Genomic DNA, 14,792 nt, shown 5'->3' with positions numbered 1-14,792 from the left:
TCGCGGGTGGGGATATTCCCAGGGCCGCGGGTCGAGGGTTCACGGGGGCCCGCTTGTTGTCGTCTTCATGACGCGCGAGGCCGTCGGGGCGGGAATGCGGAAATCGACCGCCCTGGGGTCCGGGCGAGGTACGACAATATTCCGGGGGAGTCGGCACGGCCCCGCGTCACGGTCTTGGTTCAGGGAGCGGTCATGCGTTCGAGCAGTCAGTCCTCGGTCACGGACATCGAGGTCATCGAGGATTTCTCGGCCACGGCGAGGTGCGACGAGGGTTTTCTGCGCGTGCGGAGGCTGCGGTGTCAGAACCGGCGCGCGGACGGGACGGCGTCCAAGGTGTACCGGGTGGACGTGGTGGACCGGCCGCGGTTGGACGCGGTGGCGGTGCTGGTGTACCGGCGGGGCGAGTCGGGGCTGGAGGTGCTCACGCGGATGAACCTGCGGCCGGCGGCGTACTTCCGGCGCGGCAAGGACATGACGGTGCCGGATGCGGCCAGCTACCTGCGGGTGGAGGAGATCGTCGCGGGCCTCTTGGAGCTCGAGGACAAGGGCGAGGCGGGACTGCGGCACCGGGCGGCCGAGGAGGTGCGGGAGGAGGCGGGCTATGACGTGCGGCCGGAGGAGGTGCGGCTGCTCGGCGCGGGCTTCTTCGTGGCGCCGGGCATCCTGTCGGAGAAGGTGTTTCCGGCGGCGGTGGACGTGACGGGCCGGGAGCCCGGCGTGCCCAAGGGGGACGGCTCGCCCCTCGAGGAAGGCACCGAGGTGCGGTGGCGGCCCATCCGCGAGCTGCTCGCGATGTGCCGCGGCGGGGAGGTGCCGGACGCGAAGACGGAGCTGTGCATCCTGCGGCTGCTCGCCGAGCAGGAGTGATTCACTCGGGGCGTGATTGGCGGTGGGGCGACAAGGCGGGTAGGGTGCCCGGCGCCATGCATGACGCCGCCCCCTCGTCCTCGTCGCCTCGGCCGGAGTATTCACGGGCCTTCCGCCTGCGCCGCGCCCAGAACTGGCTCACCCTCGGCAGCATGTACGCGGCCATGTACATGGGCCGCTACAACTTCTCCTTCGCCAATGCCACGCTGTCGGGGCAGTACGGGTGGAGCAAGACGCAGGTGGGCGCCATCATCAGCGCGGCCACCTTCATCTATGGCCTCTCCGCCATCTTCAACGGCCCCCTGGCGGACCGGATCGGCGGGCGCAAGGCCATGCTGGTGGGCGCCGCGGGCGGCACGGTGTTCAACCTGGCCTTCGGCCTGGGCGCCTATCTGGGCTTCCTCGGCACGGGGCCGCTGCTGCTCGGCTACCTGGCCACGGTCTGGTCGCTGAACATGTACTTCCAGTCCTACTCGGCCCTGGCGCTCATCAAGGTGAACTCGGGCTGGTTCCACATCGCCGAGCGCGGCGTGTTCTCCGCCATCTTCGGCTCGATGATCCAGGGTGGCCGGGCGCTCATCTACTTCATCGGGCCCTTGCTGGTGGCGACGCTGCCCTGGCCCTTCGTGTTCTTCGTGCCCGCGGTGGTGATGTCGCTGCTCGGGTTGCTGACCTACCTGTGGGTGCGCGACTCGCCGGACGAGGCGGGCCTGCCGGCGCTGGACACGGCGGATGCGTCCAGCGGGTACACCGGCCAGGTGGACTTCAAGTACGTGGCGCGCGTGGTGTTCACCAACCCCGTCACCCTCACCATCGCGGCGGCCGAGTTCTGCACTGGCTTCGTGCGTCATGGCTTCGAGCAGTGGTTTCCGCGCTACATGCTGGAGGCGCAGAAGCTGCCGCTCAACAGCCCCATCTTCCAGAAGGGCGCCACGGGCGTGGTGCTCGCGGGCATCGCGGGCGCGTTCGCCGCGGGCTTCATGTCCGACCTGCTCTTCAAGGCGCGCCGGCCTCCCGTGGCCTTCATCGGCTACGCGCTGCAGGTGGTGTGCATGGCCATCATCTGGAAGGCGCCCAGCCTCGAACTGGTGATCGCCGCCTTCGTGGTGAACTCCTTCTCCATCAGCATCGTGCACTCCATGCTCTCGGGCACCTCCTCCATGGACTTCGGGGGACGCAAGGCCGCGGCCACCGCGGCCGGCATGTTCGATGGCATGCAGTACGTGGGCGGCTCGGTGGTGGGCGTGGGCATGGGCTCGCTGTTGGATCACTTCGGCTGGGGCGCCTGGGGCCCGAGCATGATCGGCTTCTCCCTGGTGGGGGGCCTGCTCATGCTCACCCTCTGGAATGCCCGTCCCAAGGCGCATGGTGGCGCCGACGCGCCCTCCGTGGCCCCGGCGGTCCCTCCTCCCGCGACCGACGCCTCCCAGGCCAGCTCCGGGCATTGATGTAGGTGACGGGGACGGTCCCTTGGGGCCCCAAGGAGGTAGGGGACGCGTCCCGGGGGGTGGAGGGTGACCTTGTCCCCTGGGGCCTCTGTCGTGTGACAGTTCCGTGACTTAAAGTGGAGGGTGTGTCCCCGACACCCTCGCCCCTGTTGCAGAACCGGTTGGAAGTCCACGACCGCAAGCAGTTCGAACTCAAGCTCGAGTATCAGCCCTCCGGAGCGGATGACGAGACGCGCTATGTCGTCGAGACGTACCTCTTCCTGCCCTCGAGCCTGAACATCGACGCGGAGACGTATCCGCGTGCGAGCTTCTACGGGGACATCCACAACTACGTGCGCTTCAAGACGCCGGTGATGAGCCTCGAGGAGGTGTTGTTCTCGGGGCGCTCACCGCTGATGCGGCTGGAGGCGGCGCTGCGCACGGGGCTGATGGGGGAGAGGGATCTCGTCTATCAGGCGAAGCTGTTGTCCTGCGTGTTCCGGGGCGCGCTGCGGCGCTTCGCGCGGGACGTGGAGGAGCACTGCGAGGGCCTGGGCCGGGCGGCGGCGTCCGAGGGGGGATGCGCGCGGCTGGAGGGCGACGCGAGGGCGACGCGCGCGAGCGTGCGGCAGATCCTGGATCGCTTTCGCACGTGGGTGCGCGCGGTCAACCAGCATGGGTTGAAGGAGAAGACGCGCGCCTCGCTGCGCCTGGTGGACGAGTACCTGAGCCTCACGGTGGAGCAGTTCTTCCGCAAGGCCGTGGCGGACATGGCCGAGCAGCCCCGCGCGGGCTTCTCCTTCGAACTGCGCAAGGAGCTGATGGAAGAGGTGGTGCGCGAGGAGAAGTACCGCCGCGACAACCAGTTGCGCTCGGTCATCAGCCCCACGGGAGACAACGAGGAGTACCTGCACCGCTTTGGCTTCCTGAAGAAGTTCTGCATGAACATCCTCTTCCTGTCGGCGCGCAGGGATCAGAAGCGCCAGGGGTGGGAGGAGGTGCTGTTCGCGCTCGCGGCGGGGGTGGCCATGGCGTTCGCCTCGGCGGTGGCCATCTGGGCGCAGGGCCGCTACACGCAGGCGAGCCTCAATTTCTTCCTCATCATGATCGTGGGCTACATGATGAAGGATCGCATCAAGGAGGGGATGCGCCGCATCTTCAGCCAGGTGGCGGCGCGGCACCTCTATGATCGCACGGCGCGCATCGTGGAGCCGGTGACGGGGCGGTGCCTGGGCTCGTGCCAGGAGAAGGTGGACTACTGGCGCCCGGCGCGGGTGCCGGCGGAGGTGGCCGCGCTGCGCTCGCGCGATGATCTCATCACCGCGTCCCAGGGGGAGCTGTCCGAGACGGTGCTGCGCTACCAGAAGCAGGTGGTGCTGGACGTGGACCTGCTGCCGCGCACCGAGCGGGGGGTGGAGGGCATCACCGACATCATCCGCATCAACGTGGGGCGCTTCCTGCACGACATGGACGAGCCGGAGTACGCGCTGGAGTACGTGGACCTGGAGGACTTCTCGGTGGGGCGGGTGCGCGGCGCCAAGAGCTACCAGGTGGATCTGGCCTTCCGCTTCATCGTCCAGGAGTCGGGGCAGGAGCGGGTGACGCTGCACCTGGTGCGGCTGGTGCTGGACCGCAACGGCATCAAACGGATGCTGCGCCTGTACCCCGAGCAGCAGCCCCCCCAGCCCGAGCCGGTGCGCTCGGCGGCTTGAGCGGTTGAATTCCCCTCCCCGGGGGGCCCGGTGCCTTGTAGAAGGGGGCATGGCTTCGGATCTCAAGACCCGGGTGCGCGAGGGCTGGCAGCAGACCCTGCGCGGCATCCTGGAGCGGGCGCGGGCGATGGGCCCGCAGGCAGTGCTGGCCTTCGACCTGGACTCCACCCTCTTCGACAACAAGCCCCGGCAGGCGCGCATCCTGCGGGAGTACGGGCTGGCGAAATCGCACGAGAAGCTGGGCCAGTGCGAGCCCCAGCACTGGGACAGCGGTTTCGACATGCGCGGCGCCATGCGCAACTGCGGCCTGTCGCACGAGGAGGTCGAGGAGCATTTCCCCCGGGTGCGCGCCTTCTGGTTGGAGCGCTTCTTCACCAGTGACTACTGCGTGGACGACGAGGCCATCGAGGGCGCCGCCGCCTTCACCCATGTCGTGGCGGACTCGGGCGCGCACCTCGTCTACGTGACGGGCCGCCACGAGGCCATGCGAGCGGGCACCGAGGCGTGCATGCGCGAGCGCGGTCTGCCCGTGCCCGGCGAGGGCCGCGTCCACCTACTGATGAAGCCGAACGCGAGCGACAACGATGACGCCTTCAAGCGCGAGGCCCATGCCCGGCTGGGGCAGTGGGGCACGCTCATCGCCGCCTTCGACAACGAGCCCACCCACGCCAATGACTACCTGCGCCGCTTTCCCCAGGCCCAGGTGATTCACCTGGCAACGGATCATTCCGGTAGGCCCGTGACGCTCCTGGAGGAGATTGTTTCCGTGCCGCACTTTTCACACGAATCTTGACGCGGCGCGGCTAGACGAAAGCCCTTCGCAGTCCCCTTGCCGCGCGCTATGCAGGCGCCTCGGCGTTTTCGCCGCTCCGGAAGCGGGGCGGCCTTCAACTGTACGGAGGAGTGGCGGTGGCCAGCCCTTACTCGAAGGACCTGCTGTTGACGATGTACCGGAAGATGTACCTCATGCGCCGCTTCGAGGAGCGCACCCAGCAGCAGTACGGCCTGGGGAAGATCGCCGGCTTCTGCCACCTGTACATCGGGCAGGAAGCGGTGGCGATCGGTGTCAACGAGGCGATCCGTCCGGATGACTACATGCTCTCGGGCTACCGCGATCACGCCCAGCCGCTGGCGCGTGGCTCGCACCCGGGAATGATCATGGCGGAGCTGTTCGGCCGCACGGGTGGCTACAGCAAGGGCAAGGGCGGCTCGATGCACATCTTCGACATCGAGCACCACTTCTACGGGGGCTACGGCATCGTGGGTGGGCAGATTCCGCTCGCCGCGGGCATGGCCTTCGCCAGCCGCTACCGCAACGAGGACCGCATCACCGTGTGCTACTTCGGTGACGCCGCGGCCAACCAGGGCGCCTTCCACGAGACGTTCAACATGGCGGTCAAGTGGAAGCTGCCCGTGCTCTACATCTGCGAGAACAACCGCTACGGCATGGGCACGGCCATCAGCCGCGTGTCGGCCGAGCCGGAGATCCACAAGCGCGGCGCCGCCTACAACATGCGCCACGAGGCCGTGGACGGCATGGACGCGCTGAAGATGTACGAGGCGGTGAAGGACGCGGCCGCCTACATCCGCGCGGGCAACGGTCCGGTGCTCATGGAGGCCAACACCTACCGCTTCCGCGGCCACTCGGTGGTGGACCCCGCCACCTACCGCAGCAAGGACGAGGTGGAGGAGGAGCGCAAGAACGACCCCATCCCGCGCCTCATGAACTACATCCTCAAGCACAAGCTGGCCAAGGAGTCGGAGTTCGAGGCCATCGAGGCCGAGGTGAAGGCGCAGGTGGACGAGGCGGTGAAGTTCGCCGACGAGTCGCCCGAGCCGGCGCTGGAGGAGCTGTGGCGCGACACCATCGTGGAGGAGGGCGAGGAGGACGTGCGCCCCCGCGAGCGCGTGTTGGGCGTGAAGGTGGACAAGTGGCCCTCGTACCCCTCGGGCAAGGAACTCAAGGTGACTTGGGATCTGGAGCCGCGCGCGCAGGCGGAGAAGGCCGACAAGGACGCGGGGCTGAAGGGTTAGTTCTCCATTCCACTGACTGACGATTTTCGCATTCGGAGCCAACGATGGCCGAGTTGATGTATCGCGAGGCGCTGAACCAGGCACTCGCCGAGGAGATGGAGCGCGACGCCCAGGTCTTCCTGATTGGTGAGGAAGTGGGCCGCTATCAGGGCGCCTTCAAGGTGTCGCAGGGTCTGTTGGACAAGTTCGGGAGCGCGCGCATCATCGACGCGCCCATCTCCGAGCTGGGTTTCACGGGTCTGGGAGTCGGCGCGGCCATGGTGGGCCTGCGCCCCGTGGTGGAGATGATGACGTGGAACTTCGCCATCCTGGCGATGGACCAGATCGTCAACAACGCCGCCAAGCTGCGCCACATGTCGGGCGGCCAGCTGCGCTGCCCCATTGTCTTCCGCGGCCCCGGCGGCGCGGGTGGCCGTCTGTCCAGCCAGCACAGCCAGGCGCTCGAGTCCACCTACGCCCACTTCCCGGGCCTCAAGGTGATCGCCCCCGCCACCCCGGCGGACGCCAAGGGCATGCTCAAGGCGGCCATCCGGGATGACAACCCCGTGGTCATGTTCGAGGGCGAGCGCCTCTACGCGCTCAAGGGCGAGGTGCCCGAGGGCGAGCACATCGTCCCGCTCGGCAAGGCGGACGTGAAGCGCGAGGGCAAGGACGTGACCATCATCACCTGGTCGCGCATGTACTACTTCTGCGAGGAGGCCGCGAAGCAGCTCGAGGCCGAGGGCATCTCCGCGGAGATCCTCGACCTGCGCACGCTGCGCCCCCTGGACGAGGAGGCCATCCTCGCCTCCGTGCGCAAGACGAACCGCGCCGTCATCGTGGAAGAGGGCTGGCCGCTGGCCGGCGTGGGCGCGCAGGTGGTGGACATCATCCAGTCCAAGGCGTTCGACGAGCTGGATGCGCCCGTGGTGCGCGTGACCGGTCTCGATGTGAACATGTCCTATGCGGCGAACCTCGAGAACGCGATCCAGCCGGACGCGCCGAAGATCATCGCCGCCGTGAAGAAGGTCCTCTACCGCGAGGGAGCCTGAGACGTATGGCCACGCCCATCCAGATGCCTTCCCTCTCTCCGACGATGAAGGAGGGAAAGATCGTCAAGTGGCTCAAGAAGGAGGGCGACAAGGTCTCCTCTGGCGAAGCCATCGCCGAGTGCGAGACCGACAAGTCGAACCTCGAGATTGAGGCCTACGACGATGGTTACCTGCTGAAGATCCTCGTGCCCGAGGGGGAGATGGCCACCGTGGGTGCGCCCATCGCCATGCTCGGCGCCAAGGGGGAGAAGGCCGACGCGGGTGGGGGCGCCAAGCCCGCCGCTCCCGCCGCCGCGCCCAAGGCGGCGGCTCCCAAGCCCGCCGCCGCCCAGCCCGAGGCGAAGAAGCCCGAAGCGCCCCAGGCCGCCGCCTCCGGTGGTGGGGACGACGGCATCGCCATCGCCATGCCCTCGATGTCCCCGACGATGACCGAGGGGAAGATCGTCAAGTGGCTCAAGAAGGAGGGGGACAAGATCTCCTCCGGCCAGGCGATCGCCGAGGTGGAGACGGACAAGTCCAACCTCGAGGTCGAGGCGTACGACGACGGCGTGCTCGCGCGCATCGTGGTGCGCGAGGGCGAGATGGCCAAGGTGGGTGCGCCCATCGCGTACCTGGCGGGCAAGGGTGGGGCGAAGCCGGCTCCTGCTCCGGCCGCGGCTCCGGCGCCCAAGGCTCCCGCCGCCACGCCCGCCGCGGCGGCTCCGGCGCCCAAGGCGAGCGCTCCGGCCGCCGCTTCCGGGGGCCGGCTGCGCGCCAGCCCGCTGGCGAAGCGCATGGCTCAGGACAAGGGCCTGGATCTGTCGCAGATCAAGGGCTCGGGTCCCGCGGGCCGCATCGTGAAGCGCGACATCGAGGCGGCGTCCACGCAGGCCGCCGCTCCCGCCGCGCGCAAGGCGCCCGCCGCCGCTGCTCCCGCCCAGGCCACGGGTCCTCGTCCCGAGCCGAAGTCGGTGCCCCTCTCCACCATGCGCAAGGTCATCAGCCAGCGCATGGCCGAGGTGAAGCCCGGGGTGCCCCACTTCTACCTGTCGGTGGACGTGGAGATGGACGCCGCGCTGAAGATCCGCGAGGAGGCCAAGGCCCTGGAGTCCAAGGTCTCGGTCAACGACATCATCGTGAAGGCGTCGGCCATGGCGCTGCGCCGCTACCCGAAGATGAACGTGTCGCTGCAGGGCGACGCGATCCTCCACTTCGAGACGGTGGATGTCGGCATCGCGGTGGCCATCGAGGACGGCCTCATCACCCCGATCATCCGCGACGCGGACAAGAAGGGGCTGAGCGCCATCTCCGCCGAGGCGCGTGACCTGGCCGAGCGTGCCCGCAAGCGCGCCCTCAAGCCGGCGGAGTACACGGGTGGCTCGCTCACGGTGAGCAACCTGGGCATGTACGGCATCGACTCGTTCATCGCCGTCATCAACCCGCCCCAGGCGGCGATCCTGGCGGTGGGCTCCGTGTCGGACAAGGTCGTCGTGCGCGACGGGCAGATGGTGATCCGCAAGGTGATGACGGTATCGCTCTCGGGCGACCACCGCGCCATCGACGGGGCCATCGGCGCCGAGTACCTGCGGGAGCTCAAGGCGCTGCTCGAGCACCCGATGCGGCTGCTGTTCTAGTCCGCGTCGTCCTGGCGGGCCGCCCACGACGGCGGCCCGCCCGGAGTGCTCGGTATCACGGGGCCGCTACTCCCGGGTGGAGGCGGCCGATTCGTCCATGTCCTGCTCGAGTTGACGCTGGGCGTCAGTGACGTCGGCCTGCTCCGCCCGCTTCGTCCCCGTGGGCAGATCCTCTTCCCGCTCCGCGGAGCGACCCTGGATGCCGGGCCAGGGCTCGGGGTGCGTGGCCTGCACGTGCTTGATCTTCTCCGAGTACCCCGCGCTCTTCTTCTTCGTCATCTCGTCCTCCTGGTATGTGGTCGGAGTGCCCTCATAGGGTGGGGACGGGAGCGGAGAGGGCCAATGGGCAGGTGGATGCCCGACCGCCGCTCCCATGGCTGCTGGGGCGGCACACAGGATGGATGAAAATGAAACAAATCCATGGAGGGCCTGGGTTGGATGATCCGGCCGGGCTGGTGCTGGCCCTTTCCCAGGCCCTGCGGGGCGCCGTCTTCCCCCTGTCCCGGACGCAACTGGTGTGGCTGGCCCGGGAGAACGATGCCGCGGCGTCCCTGCTGACGCGTTTGAGCGGCTTGCCAGAGGGAGTCTTCGCGTCCCTGGCGGAGGTGGAGCGCGCCCTGGGCGTCCAGGCGGGTGAAGGCACGCCCGCCACCGTGCCCCCGCCGCTCAGTCCGAACCCGCGCTGAACCGTTCCACGGTGCGTGGTCTCCAACGGTTGTCGAACGGACTTGCCGGAGCGTGAGGCCGAGGGAGCGTCAAACACGGCCCATCGGGTTTTGTGCGCGACGTGGTATCTCTTGGGGGTGGGCGCAGTGGTGGGATGGGTGGGAGTGTGCTGGTCGACCTGGCCCGGAGAGGAACTCCATGAATCCGTCTGACCTCCCCGCCGTCCTCTACGTCGACGACGACGCGCTCAACCTGCGGGTGTTCGAGGCGAACTTCGGCCAGAAGTTCCGCATCTTCCGCTGCTCGACTCCCGCCGAGGCGCTGACGTTGTTGGAGCAGAAGCGCAACGAGATTGGCGTCATCCTGTCGGATCAACGCATGCCGGGGATGACGGGCGTGGAGCTGCTCGAGCGCGCGCGCTCGCTGGCGCCGGACGCCAAGCGCATGCTCGTCACGGCCTACTCGGACATGCAGGCGGTGATCGACGCGGTGAACCGCGGCCAGGTGAGCCGCTACTTCGTCAAGCCGTGGGACCGCGCCGAGGTGCTGGCCGCGCTCGAGGACGGGTTGAAGATCGCCCGGCTGGAGCTGCGCGTGCGCGAGGTGGAAGGGCGCATGATGAAGGCCGAGCGTCTGGCCACGCTGGGCCAGGTGACGGCCGGCATCGCGCACGAGCTGATGGGCCCGGTGGGCTACCTGTCGCAGAACGTGGCGTCGCTGCGGCGGGATCTCGAGTGCGTGGTGCAGTACGCCTCCAAGCACCTGGCGTCGGATCCCGCGCCGGATGTGGCCAGCGTGCTCGAGGATCTGCCCTCGCTGTTGCAGGACCTGGCCTCGGGAGCGGATCACCTGCGCGGGGTGGCGCTGGGCTTGAGGGCGCAGGCGCGCGGCGATGACATGGAGGCCTCGGCGGATGTGGCCGAGGTGGTGTCCTTCGCGGTGAAGCTGGCGCGCGCCGAGGTGCGCGACCGCGCCCGCATCACCACCATGGGCGAGCCGGTGAAGGTGACGTTCGGGCCGGTGAAGCTGTGCCAGGTTCTGCTCAACCTCATCGTCAACGCCGCGCAGGCCATGGAGGGCACGGGCCGGCCGGGTCGCATCGAGGTGCGCTGGTCCTCGCGCGATCAGGACGTGGTGCTCACCGTGGCGGACAACGGGTGTGGCATCCCCCAGGAGCTTCAGGAGAAGGTCTTCCAGCCCCTGTTCACCACCAAGCCGGTGGGCATCGGCACGGGGCTCGGCCTGTCCATCTGCAAGGAACTGGTGGCGCAGTTCGGGGGCACGGTGCGGCTGTCCTCGAAGCAGGGGACGGGCACGGAAGTCGAGCTCACCCTCCGGCGAGGCCCGCTCCCCTGAGTCCGAAGGCGTTGTGCAGCATCCGCCAGACGCGCAGGAGCGCCTCCTGCTCGCTCTTGAGGATGTGCTCCACCAGCACCTCGCGCCGCGGAGGCGTCTCTTCCTCGTCCCCGGCGCGCCACACCACCACCAGCGCGTAGTTGCCGTCCGGGCGCTCCACCACATCCACCGCCGTCACCTCGTCGAACGGCACCCACTGGGCGCGCGTGGCCCCCGGGGCCCAGCGCAGCCGCTCCAGCCGAAGCCGCTCGGAGCGGAAGTGCAGCACGAAGCGGCGCCGGCCGAGCTGTCCCTCCAGCCAGAGCGCGAGCCCCACCAGCGCGGCCGCCAGGAGGCCCGGCACCCAGAACAGGCCCAGGCCCTGGCGGGCCCCCTCCACCCACGCGCCCACCAGCGCGAGCAGCGTCAGGGGCACGGCCATCCCCAGACAGACGGTGGGCAGCAGTCGCTTCCAGTACGAAGGGGCGCGGGATTCGCCGAGCAGACGGCCGGGCTCGTAGCGCAGCCGGACGTCGCCCAGTTGACGCGGAGCGGGGTTGTCCTCCAAGGCTTCCGAGAAGCTCGCCACCGCCCCAACATAACCCCCTGGTGGCCACGCTCGAAGTCCGTCGCGAGCTGTGCGATTCTCGAAAGCATGGACCTCCCCTTCGAGACGGATGAGAGCAGTGGAGGTGAGGGGGGTGGGGGCACCCTCGCCTCGACCGTGCTGGTGGTGGACGACGAGCCCGTGGTGCGGGATGTGTGCGCGCGTCTGCTGGCCCGAGAGCCGGACCTGGTGGTGACCCTGGCCGAGGACGCGGAGCAGGCGCTGATGCTGCTCGACTCCCAGCGCTTCGACGTGCTCATCACCGACAAGAACCTGCCGGGCATGGGCGGCGTGGAGCTCATCGCCGAGGCTCGCGCGCGCCAGCCCTCGCTGGAGGCGGTGATGATCACCGGCTACTCCAGCTCCGAGTCGGTGATCGCCGCCTTCGCCGCGGGCGCCAGTGACTACATCCTCAAGCCCTTCGAGGATTTGCGCCTGGTGCGCGCCAAGGTGCGCGCCGCGCTGGAGCGCCGGGCGGGACGGGTGAAGGGCCGGGAGCAGGCGCGGCGGGTGGCCCGGGAGGCCGCCGAGCTGCTGCAGGCGGGCGAGCAGGCCTCCCCCCAGGCGCGCCAGCAGATGGAGAGCCAGCTGCGCGCGTACGAGCTCGCCAGCCGGATGTCGCCGGGAGGCCAGGTGGCGGTGGTGGGCAGCACCGAGGCCCTGCGGACCCTGTTGGAGGAAGGCCTGGAGGCGGTGGCCTTGCCGCCGGACTCCCCCGCGCTCCTGGGCGCTGCCGTGGTGGTGCTGGAGACGGGCGCGCCGGACTGGTGGGACATCGCCGAGCGCCTCCAGACGGCCTCACCGGACGTGGTGTTGCTCGCCGGCCCCCACGCGGACCTGGCGGATCTCCTGGACGCCATCACCCTGCGCCTGGAGTTGGTGGGCTTCGGCTCCTCGTCGCCGCGGGCGCTGCCGGAGCGGGTGCGCATGTTGCTCATGCGCCGCAACCTGCAGCGCGCCCAGACGAACCTGGCCTCGGCCCTGATGGCCTTCCGGGAGAGCCTCGCGCGGGGCGGTGCCTAGGACGAAGGGGGAGGGGAGGGCGGGCCCGCAAAAGCGAAGCGCCCGCTTCTCCGAGGAGAGAAGCGGGCGCTTCAGTGACCCTGCCGGGATTCGAACCCGAGTTTGAGCCGTGAGAGGGCTCCGTCCTAACCACTAGACGACAGGGCCAGAAAACAGAACCCCCACCTTCCCAAGAAGGTGGGGGCCTTTGCTACGAGTGACCCTGCCGGGATTCGAACCCGAGTTTGAGCCGTGAGAGGGCTCCGTCCTAACCACTAGACGACAGGGCCGGTAGACAACCGGGTACTGCGAGCTGGGGAACTAGGATTCGAACCTAGATAAGCAGAGTCAGAGTCTGCTGTCCTGCCGTTAGACGATTCCCCAAGAACCGCTCAACTGCCCACTCCGTACCGCAACCACCCCGCTGATTCAACTGCTTTTTCGAACCACCGGGCTACCGCGACTTCTTCCCCGACTTCGGCTCTGCTTTCTTCACCGGCTTGCTGCTCGCCGGAGCCGATTTCAGAGGTACCACATACACCCGAACTTCGTCATTTGCTTCGTAGATATTCAACCCCTCGAAGTTCTTCCCCGAGGGATTGGTGATGTGGACCGCCTTGACGCCCGGCTGGTTGACGATGGCCCGCCGGGGATAGGAACTCACGGGATAGACGATCTTGTAGTACTCGAGCGTCTTCTCGTAGTCCCCCGGCGCCCGGTACCTGTTCTCGCCCACCTTCTGGGCGCCGTCAGGCAACTGAGCCCCGCTCACCACCTCCGCCACCGCCACCGCCGCCCAGAGCGCCACCACCACCGCCCCGAGCGGGCGCGCCTTATAGAAAAGGCCCTTCCGGCTGTCAAGCACTCGTGTCATCGGCGCGGAACAATAGGGCCCTGGCGCGGTGGTGTCCACTCCAACCTGGGGCCCCGGCGTCCCGGGCCTCCTAGCCGACGCGGGCGAGCGCCGCGTCCAGGCGGTGCAGGGACTCCTCGCGCCCCAGGAGCTCGAGCGTCTCGCCGATGCCCGGGCTCACGGTGCCGCCCGTCACGGCCACGCGCACCGGCTGGGCGACCTTGCCCATGCCCACCGCGGCCTGCTCGCTCACCTTCTTCACCACCTCGTCCAACCCGGCGGCGTTCCACTGGGCGAGCGCGGCGGCCTGCTCGCGCACCTGGACGAGCAGGGGCTTGGACTCGGCGGTGAGGTGCTTGGCCGCGGCCTTCTCCTCCAGCGCCACGCCGTGCTGGAAGTACTTGAGCGCCATGTCGGCCATCTCCTGTTGCGTCTTGGCGCGCTCGCGGAAGGCCATCACCACGCGCTCCAGCCGGGGGTCGCCCGCCTTGATCTGCACGCCCTTGGCCACCAGGAAGTCCGCGAGCGTCGAGGCCACCACCGCGGGGGCGAGCAGCTTGAGCCACTGCTGGTTGAGCCACAGCAGCTTCTCCGGGTTCCACACCCCGGACGTGGTGCCCACGTGGTCGAAGTCGAACCACTCGACCATCTGATCGCGCGAGATGACCTCGTCGTTGCCGTGGCTCCAGCCCAGGCGCACGACGAAGTTGAGCAGCGCCTCGGGCAGGATGCCGTTGCGCTTGTGCAGCATGACGTCCGCCTCGGGGTGCTTGCGCTTGGACAGCTTCTCGCGGTCCGGCCCGAGGATGAGCGGGAAGTGGGCGAACTCGGGCGGCTTCCAGCCGAGGGCCTGGTAGAGCATGAGCTGCGGGAAGGTGGAGTTGACGTGCTCCTGCCCGCGCCCCACCAGGGTGATGTCCATGGTGTGGTCGTCGATGACGCAGCCGTAGTTGTAGAGCGGGATGCCGTCGGCGCGCAGCATCACCCAGTCATCCAGGTCCGAGTACGCCTTGGTGATGGGCCCGAGCGCCTTGTCGTTGAACGTCACCTCGCCCTCCTGCGACGGCATCTTGAAGCGGATGACGGCGGAGCGGCCCTCGGGCACGTCCTTGCGCTCGCGGCAGGTGCCCTCGTACTTGTAGGTGCCCGGTTTGCCCGTGGCCTTCTCCACGGCGGCGCGGCGCGCGTCGATCTCCTCGCGGGTGCAGTAGCAGCGGTACGCCTTGCCCTCGGCGAGGAGCTGGTCCGCGTACTGCTTGTACAGGTCCAACCGCTGGGTCTGGAAGTAGGGGGCCGCGGGCCCCTCCTTGCCGGGCCCCTCGTCCCAGTCGATGCCCAGCCAGGTGAGGCCGTCGAGGATGGCCTTGACGGACTCGGGGGTGGAGCGCTCCTGGTCGGTGTCCTCGATGCGCAGGATGAACACGCCACCGTGGCGCTTCGCGTAGAGGTAGTTGAACAGGGCGGTACGGGCGCCCCCGATGTGCAGGTAGCCGGTGGGGGACGGAGCGAATCGGACGCGAGGTGCGGAGGCCATAGTCGGAGGGGGCGGATAGCAGGAGCGGTCTCGTGTGGTCAACGAAGCGGCCGCTTCCCGGTCCCGTGAGCACCCGCCATGCATTAAACTGCCGGGCATCGAGGCCCATTC

The 14,792-nt window shown here is 68.7% G+C and carries 14 protein-coding genes and 3 tRNA genes; 10 read left to right on the top strand and 7 right to left on the bottom strand.

Annotated elements, in window-relative coordinates:
- Positions 1 to 192 precede the first annotated feature (192 nt).
- The 7 genes from D187_RS09675 to D187_RS09645 all read left to right on the top strand — a co-directional run bounded on the left by D187_RS09675 (position 193) and on the right by D187_RS09645 (position 8,684).
- Entirely contained in the window at positions 193 to 867 is a 675-nt protein-coding gene (locus D187_RS09675) for an NUDIX hydrolase (RefSeq protein WP_002625084.1), read from the top strand.
- 56 nt (positions 868 to 923) lie between these two features.
- Positions 924 to 2,315: an MFS transporter gene (locus D187_RS09670; protein ID WP_043428972.1), complete on the top strand. Its 1,392-nt coding sequence runs from the start codon at positions 924 to 926 to the stop codon at positions 2,313 to 2,315.
- Between the two features lie 125 nt (positions 2,316 to 2,440).
- Positions 2,441 to 4,006, top strand: a complete 1,566-nt coding sequence (locus tag D187_RS09665) for a hypothetical protein (protein ID WP_002625080.1) — start codon at positions 2,441 to 2,443, stop codon at positions 4,004 to 4,006.
- 49 nt (positions 4,007 to 4,055) lie between these two features.
- Positions 4,056 to 4,799, top strand: a complete 744-nt coding sequence (locus tag D187_RS09660) for an HAD family hydrolase (RefSeq protein WP_002625078.1) — start codon at positions 4,056 to 4,058, stop codon at positions 4,797 to 4,799.
- Positions 4,800 to 4,915: 116 nt separating this feature from the next.
- Entirely contained in the window at positions 4,916 to 6,040 is a 1,125-nt protein-coding gene (gene pdhA, locus D187_RS09655; RefSeq protein ID WP_002625077.1) for a pyruvate dehydrogenase (acetyl-transferring) E1 component subunit alpha, read from the top strand.
- 44 nt (positions 6,041 to 6,084) lie between these two features.
- Positions 6,085 to 7,071: a pyruvate dehydrogenase complex E1 component subunit beta gene (locus D187_RS09650; RefSeq protein ID WP_002625075.1), complete on the top strand. Its 987-nt coding sequence runs from the start codon at positions 6,085 to 6,087 to the stop codon at positions 7,069 to 7,071.
- Positions 7,072 to 7,076: 5 nt separating this feature from the next.
- Complete coding sequence (locus D187_RS09645; RefSeq protein ID WP_002625072.1) at positions 7,077 to 8,684, top strand: pyruvate dehydrogenase complex dihydrolipoamide acetyltransferase; 1,608 nt, start codon at positions 7,077 to 7,079, stop codon at positions 8,682 to 8,684.
- Positions 8,685 to 8,750: 66 nt separating this feature from the next.
- On the opposite strand, the gene D187_RS09640 is transcribed toward D187_RS09645, so the two are convergent.
- Positions 8,751 to 8,963, bottom strand: a complete 213-nt coding sequence (locus D187_RS09640) for a hypothetical protein (RefSeq protein WP_002625070.1) — start codon at positions 8,961 to 8,963, stop codon at positions 8,751 to 8,753.
- A 128-nt stretch (positions 8,964 to 9,091) separates the two neighbouring features.
- Here D187_RS09640 and D187_RS09635 point away from each other — a divergent pair, with 128 nt between their 5' ends.
- The gene (locus D187_RS09635) at positions 9,092 to 9,370 is read left to right on the top strand and encodes a DUF2795 domain-containing protein (RefSeq protein ID WP_245591659.1); all 279 of its coding nucleotides are present in this window, start codon (positions 9,092 to 9,094) and stop codon (positions 9,368 to 9,370) included.
- A gap of 178 nt (positions 9,371 to 9,548) precedes the next feature.
- Entirely contained in the window at positions 9,549 to 10,706 is a 1,158-nt protein-coding gene (locus D187_RS09630; RefSeq protein ID WP_002625066.1) for a sensor histidine kinase, read from the top strand.
- On the opposite strand, the gene D187_RS09625 is transcribed toward D187_RS09630, so the two are convergent.
- Positions 10,678 to 11,274, bottom strand: a complete 597-nt coding sequence (locus D187_RS09625; RefSeq protein ID WP_002625064.1) for a hypothetical protein — start codon at positions 11,272 to 11,274, stop codon at positions 10,678 to 10,680. The two genes, D187_RS09630 and D187_RS09625, sit on opposite strands and share 29 nt — an antisense overlap.
- A gap of 66 nt (positions 11,275 to 11,340) precedes the next feature.
- Between D187_RS09625 and D187_RS09620 the strand changes: the two genes are divergently transcribed.
- Complete coding sequence (locus D187_RS09620) at positions 11,341 to 12,315, top strand: response regulator (protein ID WP_002625062.1); 975 nt, start codon at positions 11,341 to 11,343, stop codon at positions 12,313 to 12,315.
- A 75-nt stretch (positions 12,316 to 12,390) separates the two neighbouring features.
- On the opposite strand, the gene D187_RS09615 is transcribed toward D187_RS09620, so the two are convergent.
- From D187_RS09615 to gltX, 5 genes are all read right to left on the bottom strand, one after another.
- Positions 12,391 to 12,462, bottom strand: a tRNA-Glu gene (locus D187_RS09615).
- A 50-nt stretch (positions 12,463 to 12,512) separates the two neighbouring features.
- Positions 12,513 to 12,584, bottom strand: a tRNA-Glu gene (locus D187_RS09610).
- Positions 12,585 to 12,607: 23 nt separating this feature from the next.
- Positions 12,608 to 12,678: transfer RNA gene (locus D187_RS09605), tRNA-Gln, on the bottom strand.
- A 70-nt stretch (positions 12,679 to 12,748) separates the two neighbouring features.
- On the bottom strand, positions 12,749 to 13,168 hold the full coding sequence (locus D187_RS09600) for a hypothetical protein (RefSeq protein WP_043428967.1): 420 nt from the start codon (positions 13,166 to 13,168) through the stop codon (positions 12,749 to 12,751).
- A gap of 70 nt (positions 13,169 to 13,238) precedes the next feature.
- Complete coding sequence (gene gltX, locus D187_RS09595) at positions 13,239 to 14,681, bottom strand: glutamate--tRNA ligase (protein WP_043428965.1); 1,443 nt, start codon at positions 14,679 to 14,681, stop codon at positions 13,239 to 13,241.
- Between the last annotated feature and the right edge of the window lie 111 nt (positions 14,682 to 14,792).

This window comes from Cystobacter fuscus DSM 2262 (assembly GCF_000335475.2).
GTDB lineage: Bacteria > Myxococcota > Myxococcia > Myxococcales > Myxococcaceae > Cystobacter > Cystobacter fuscus.
The sequence above is the reverse complement of the archived record's forward strand: the minus strand, read 5'-3'. Positions and strand labels throughout refer to the sequence as shown.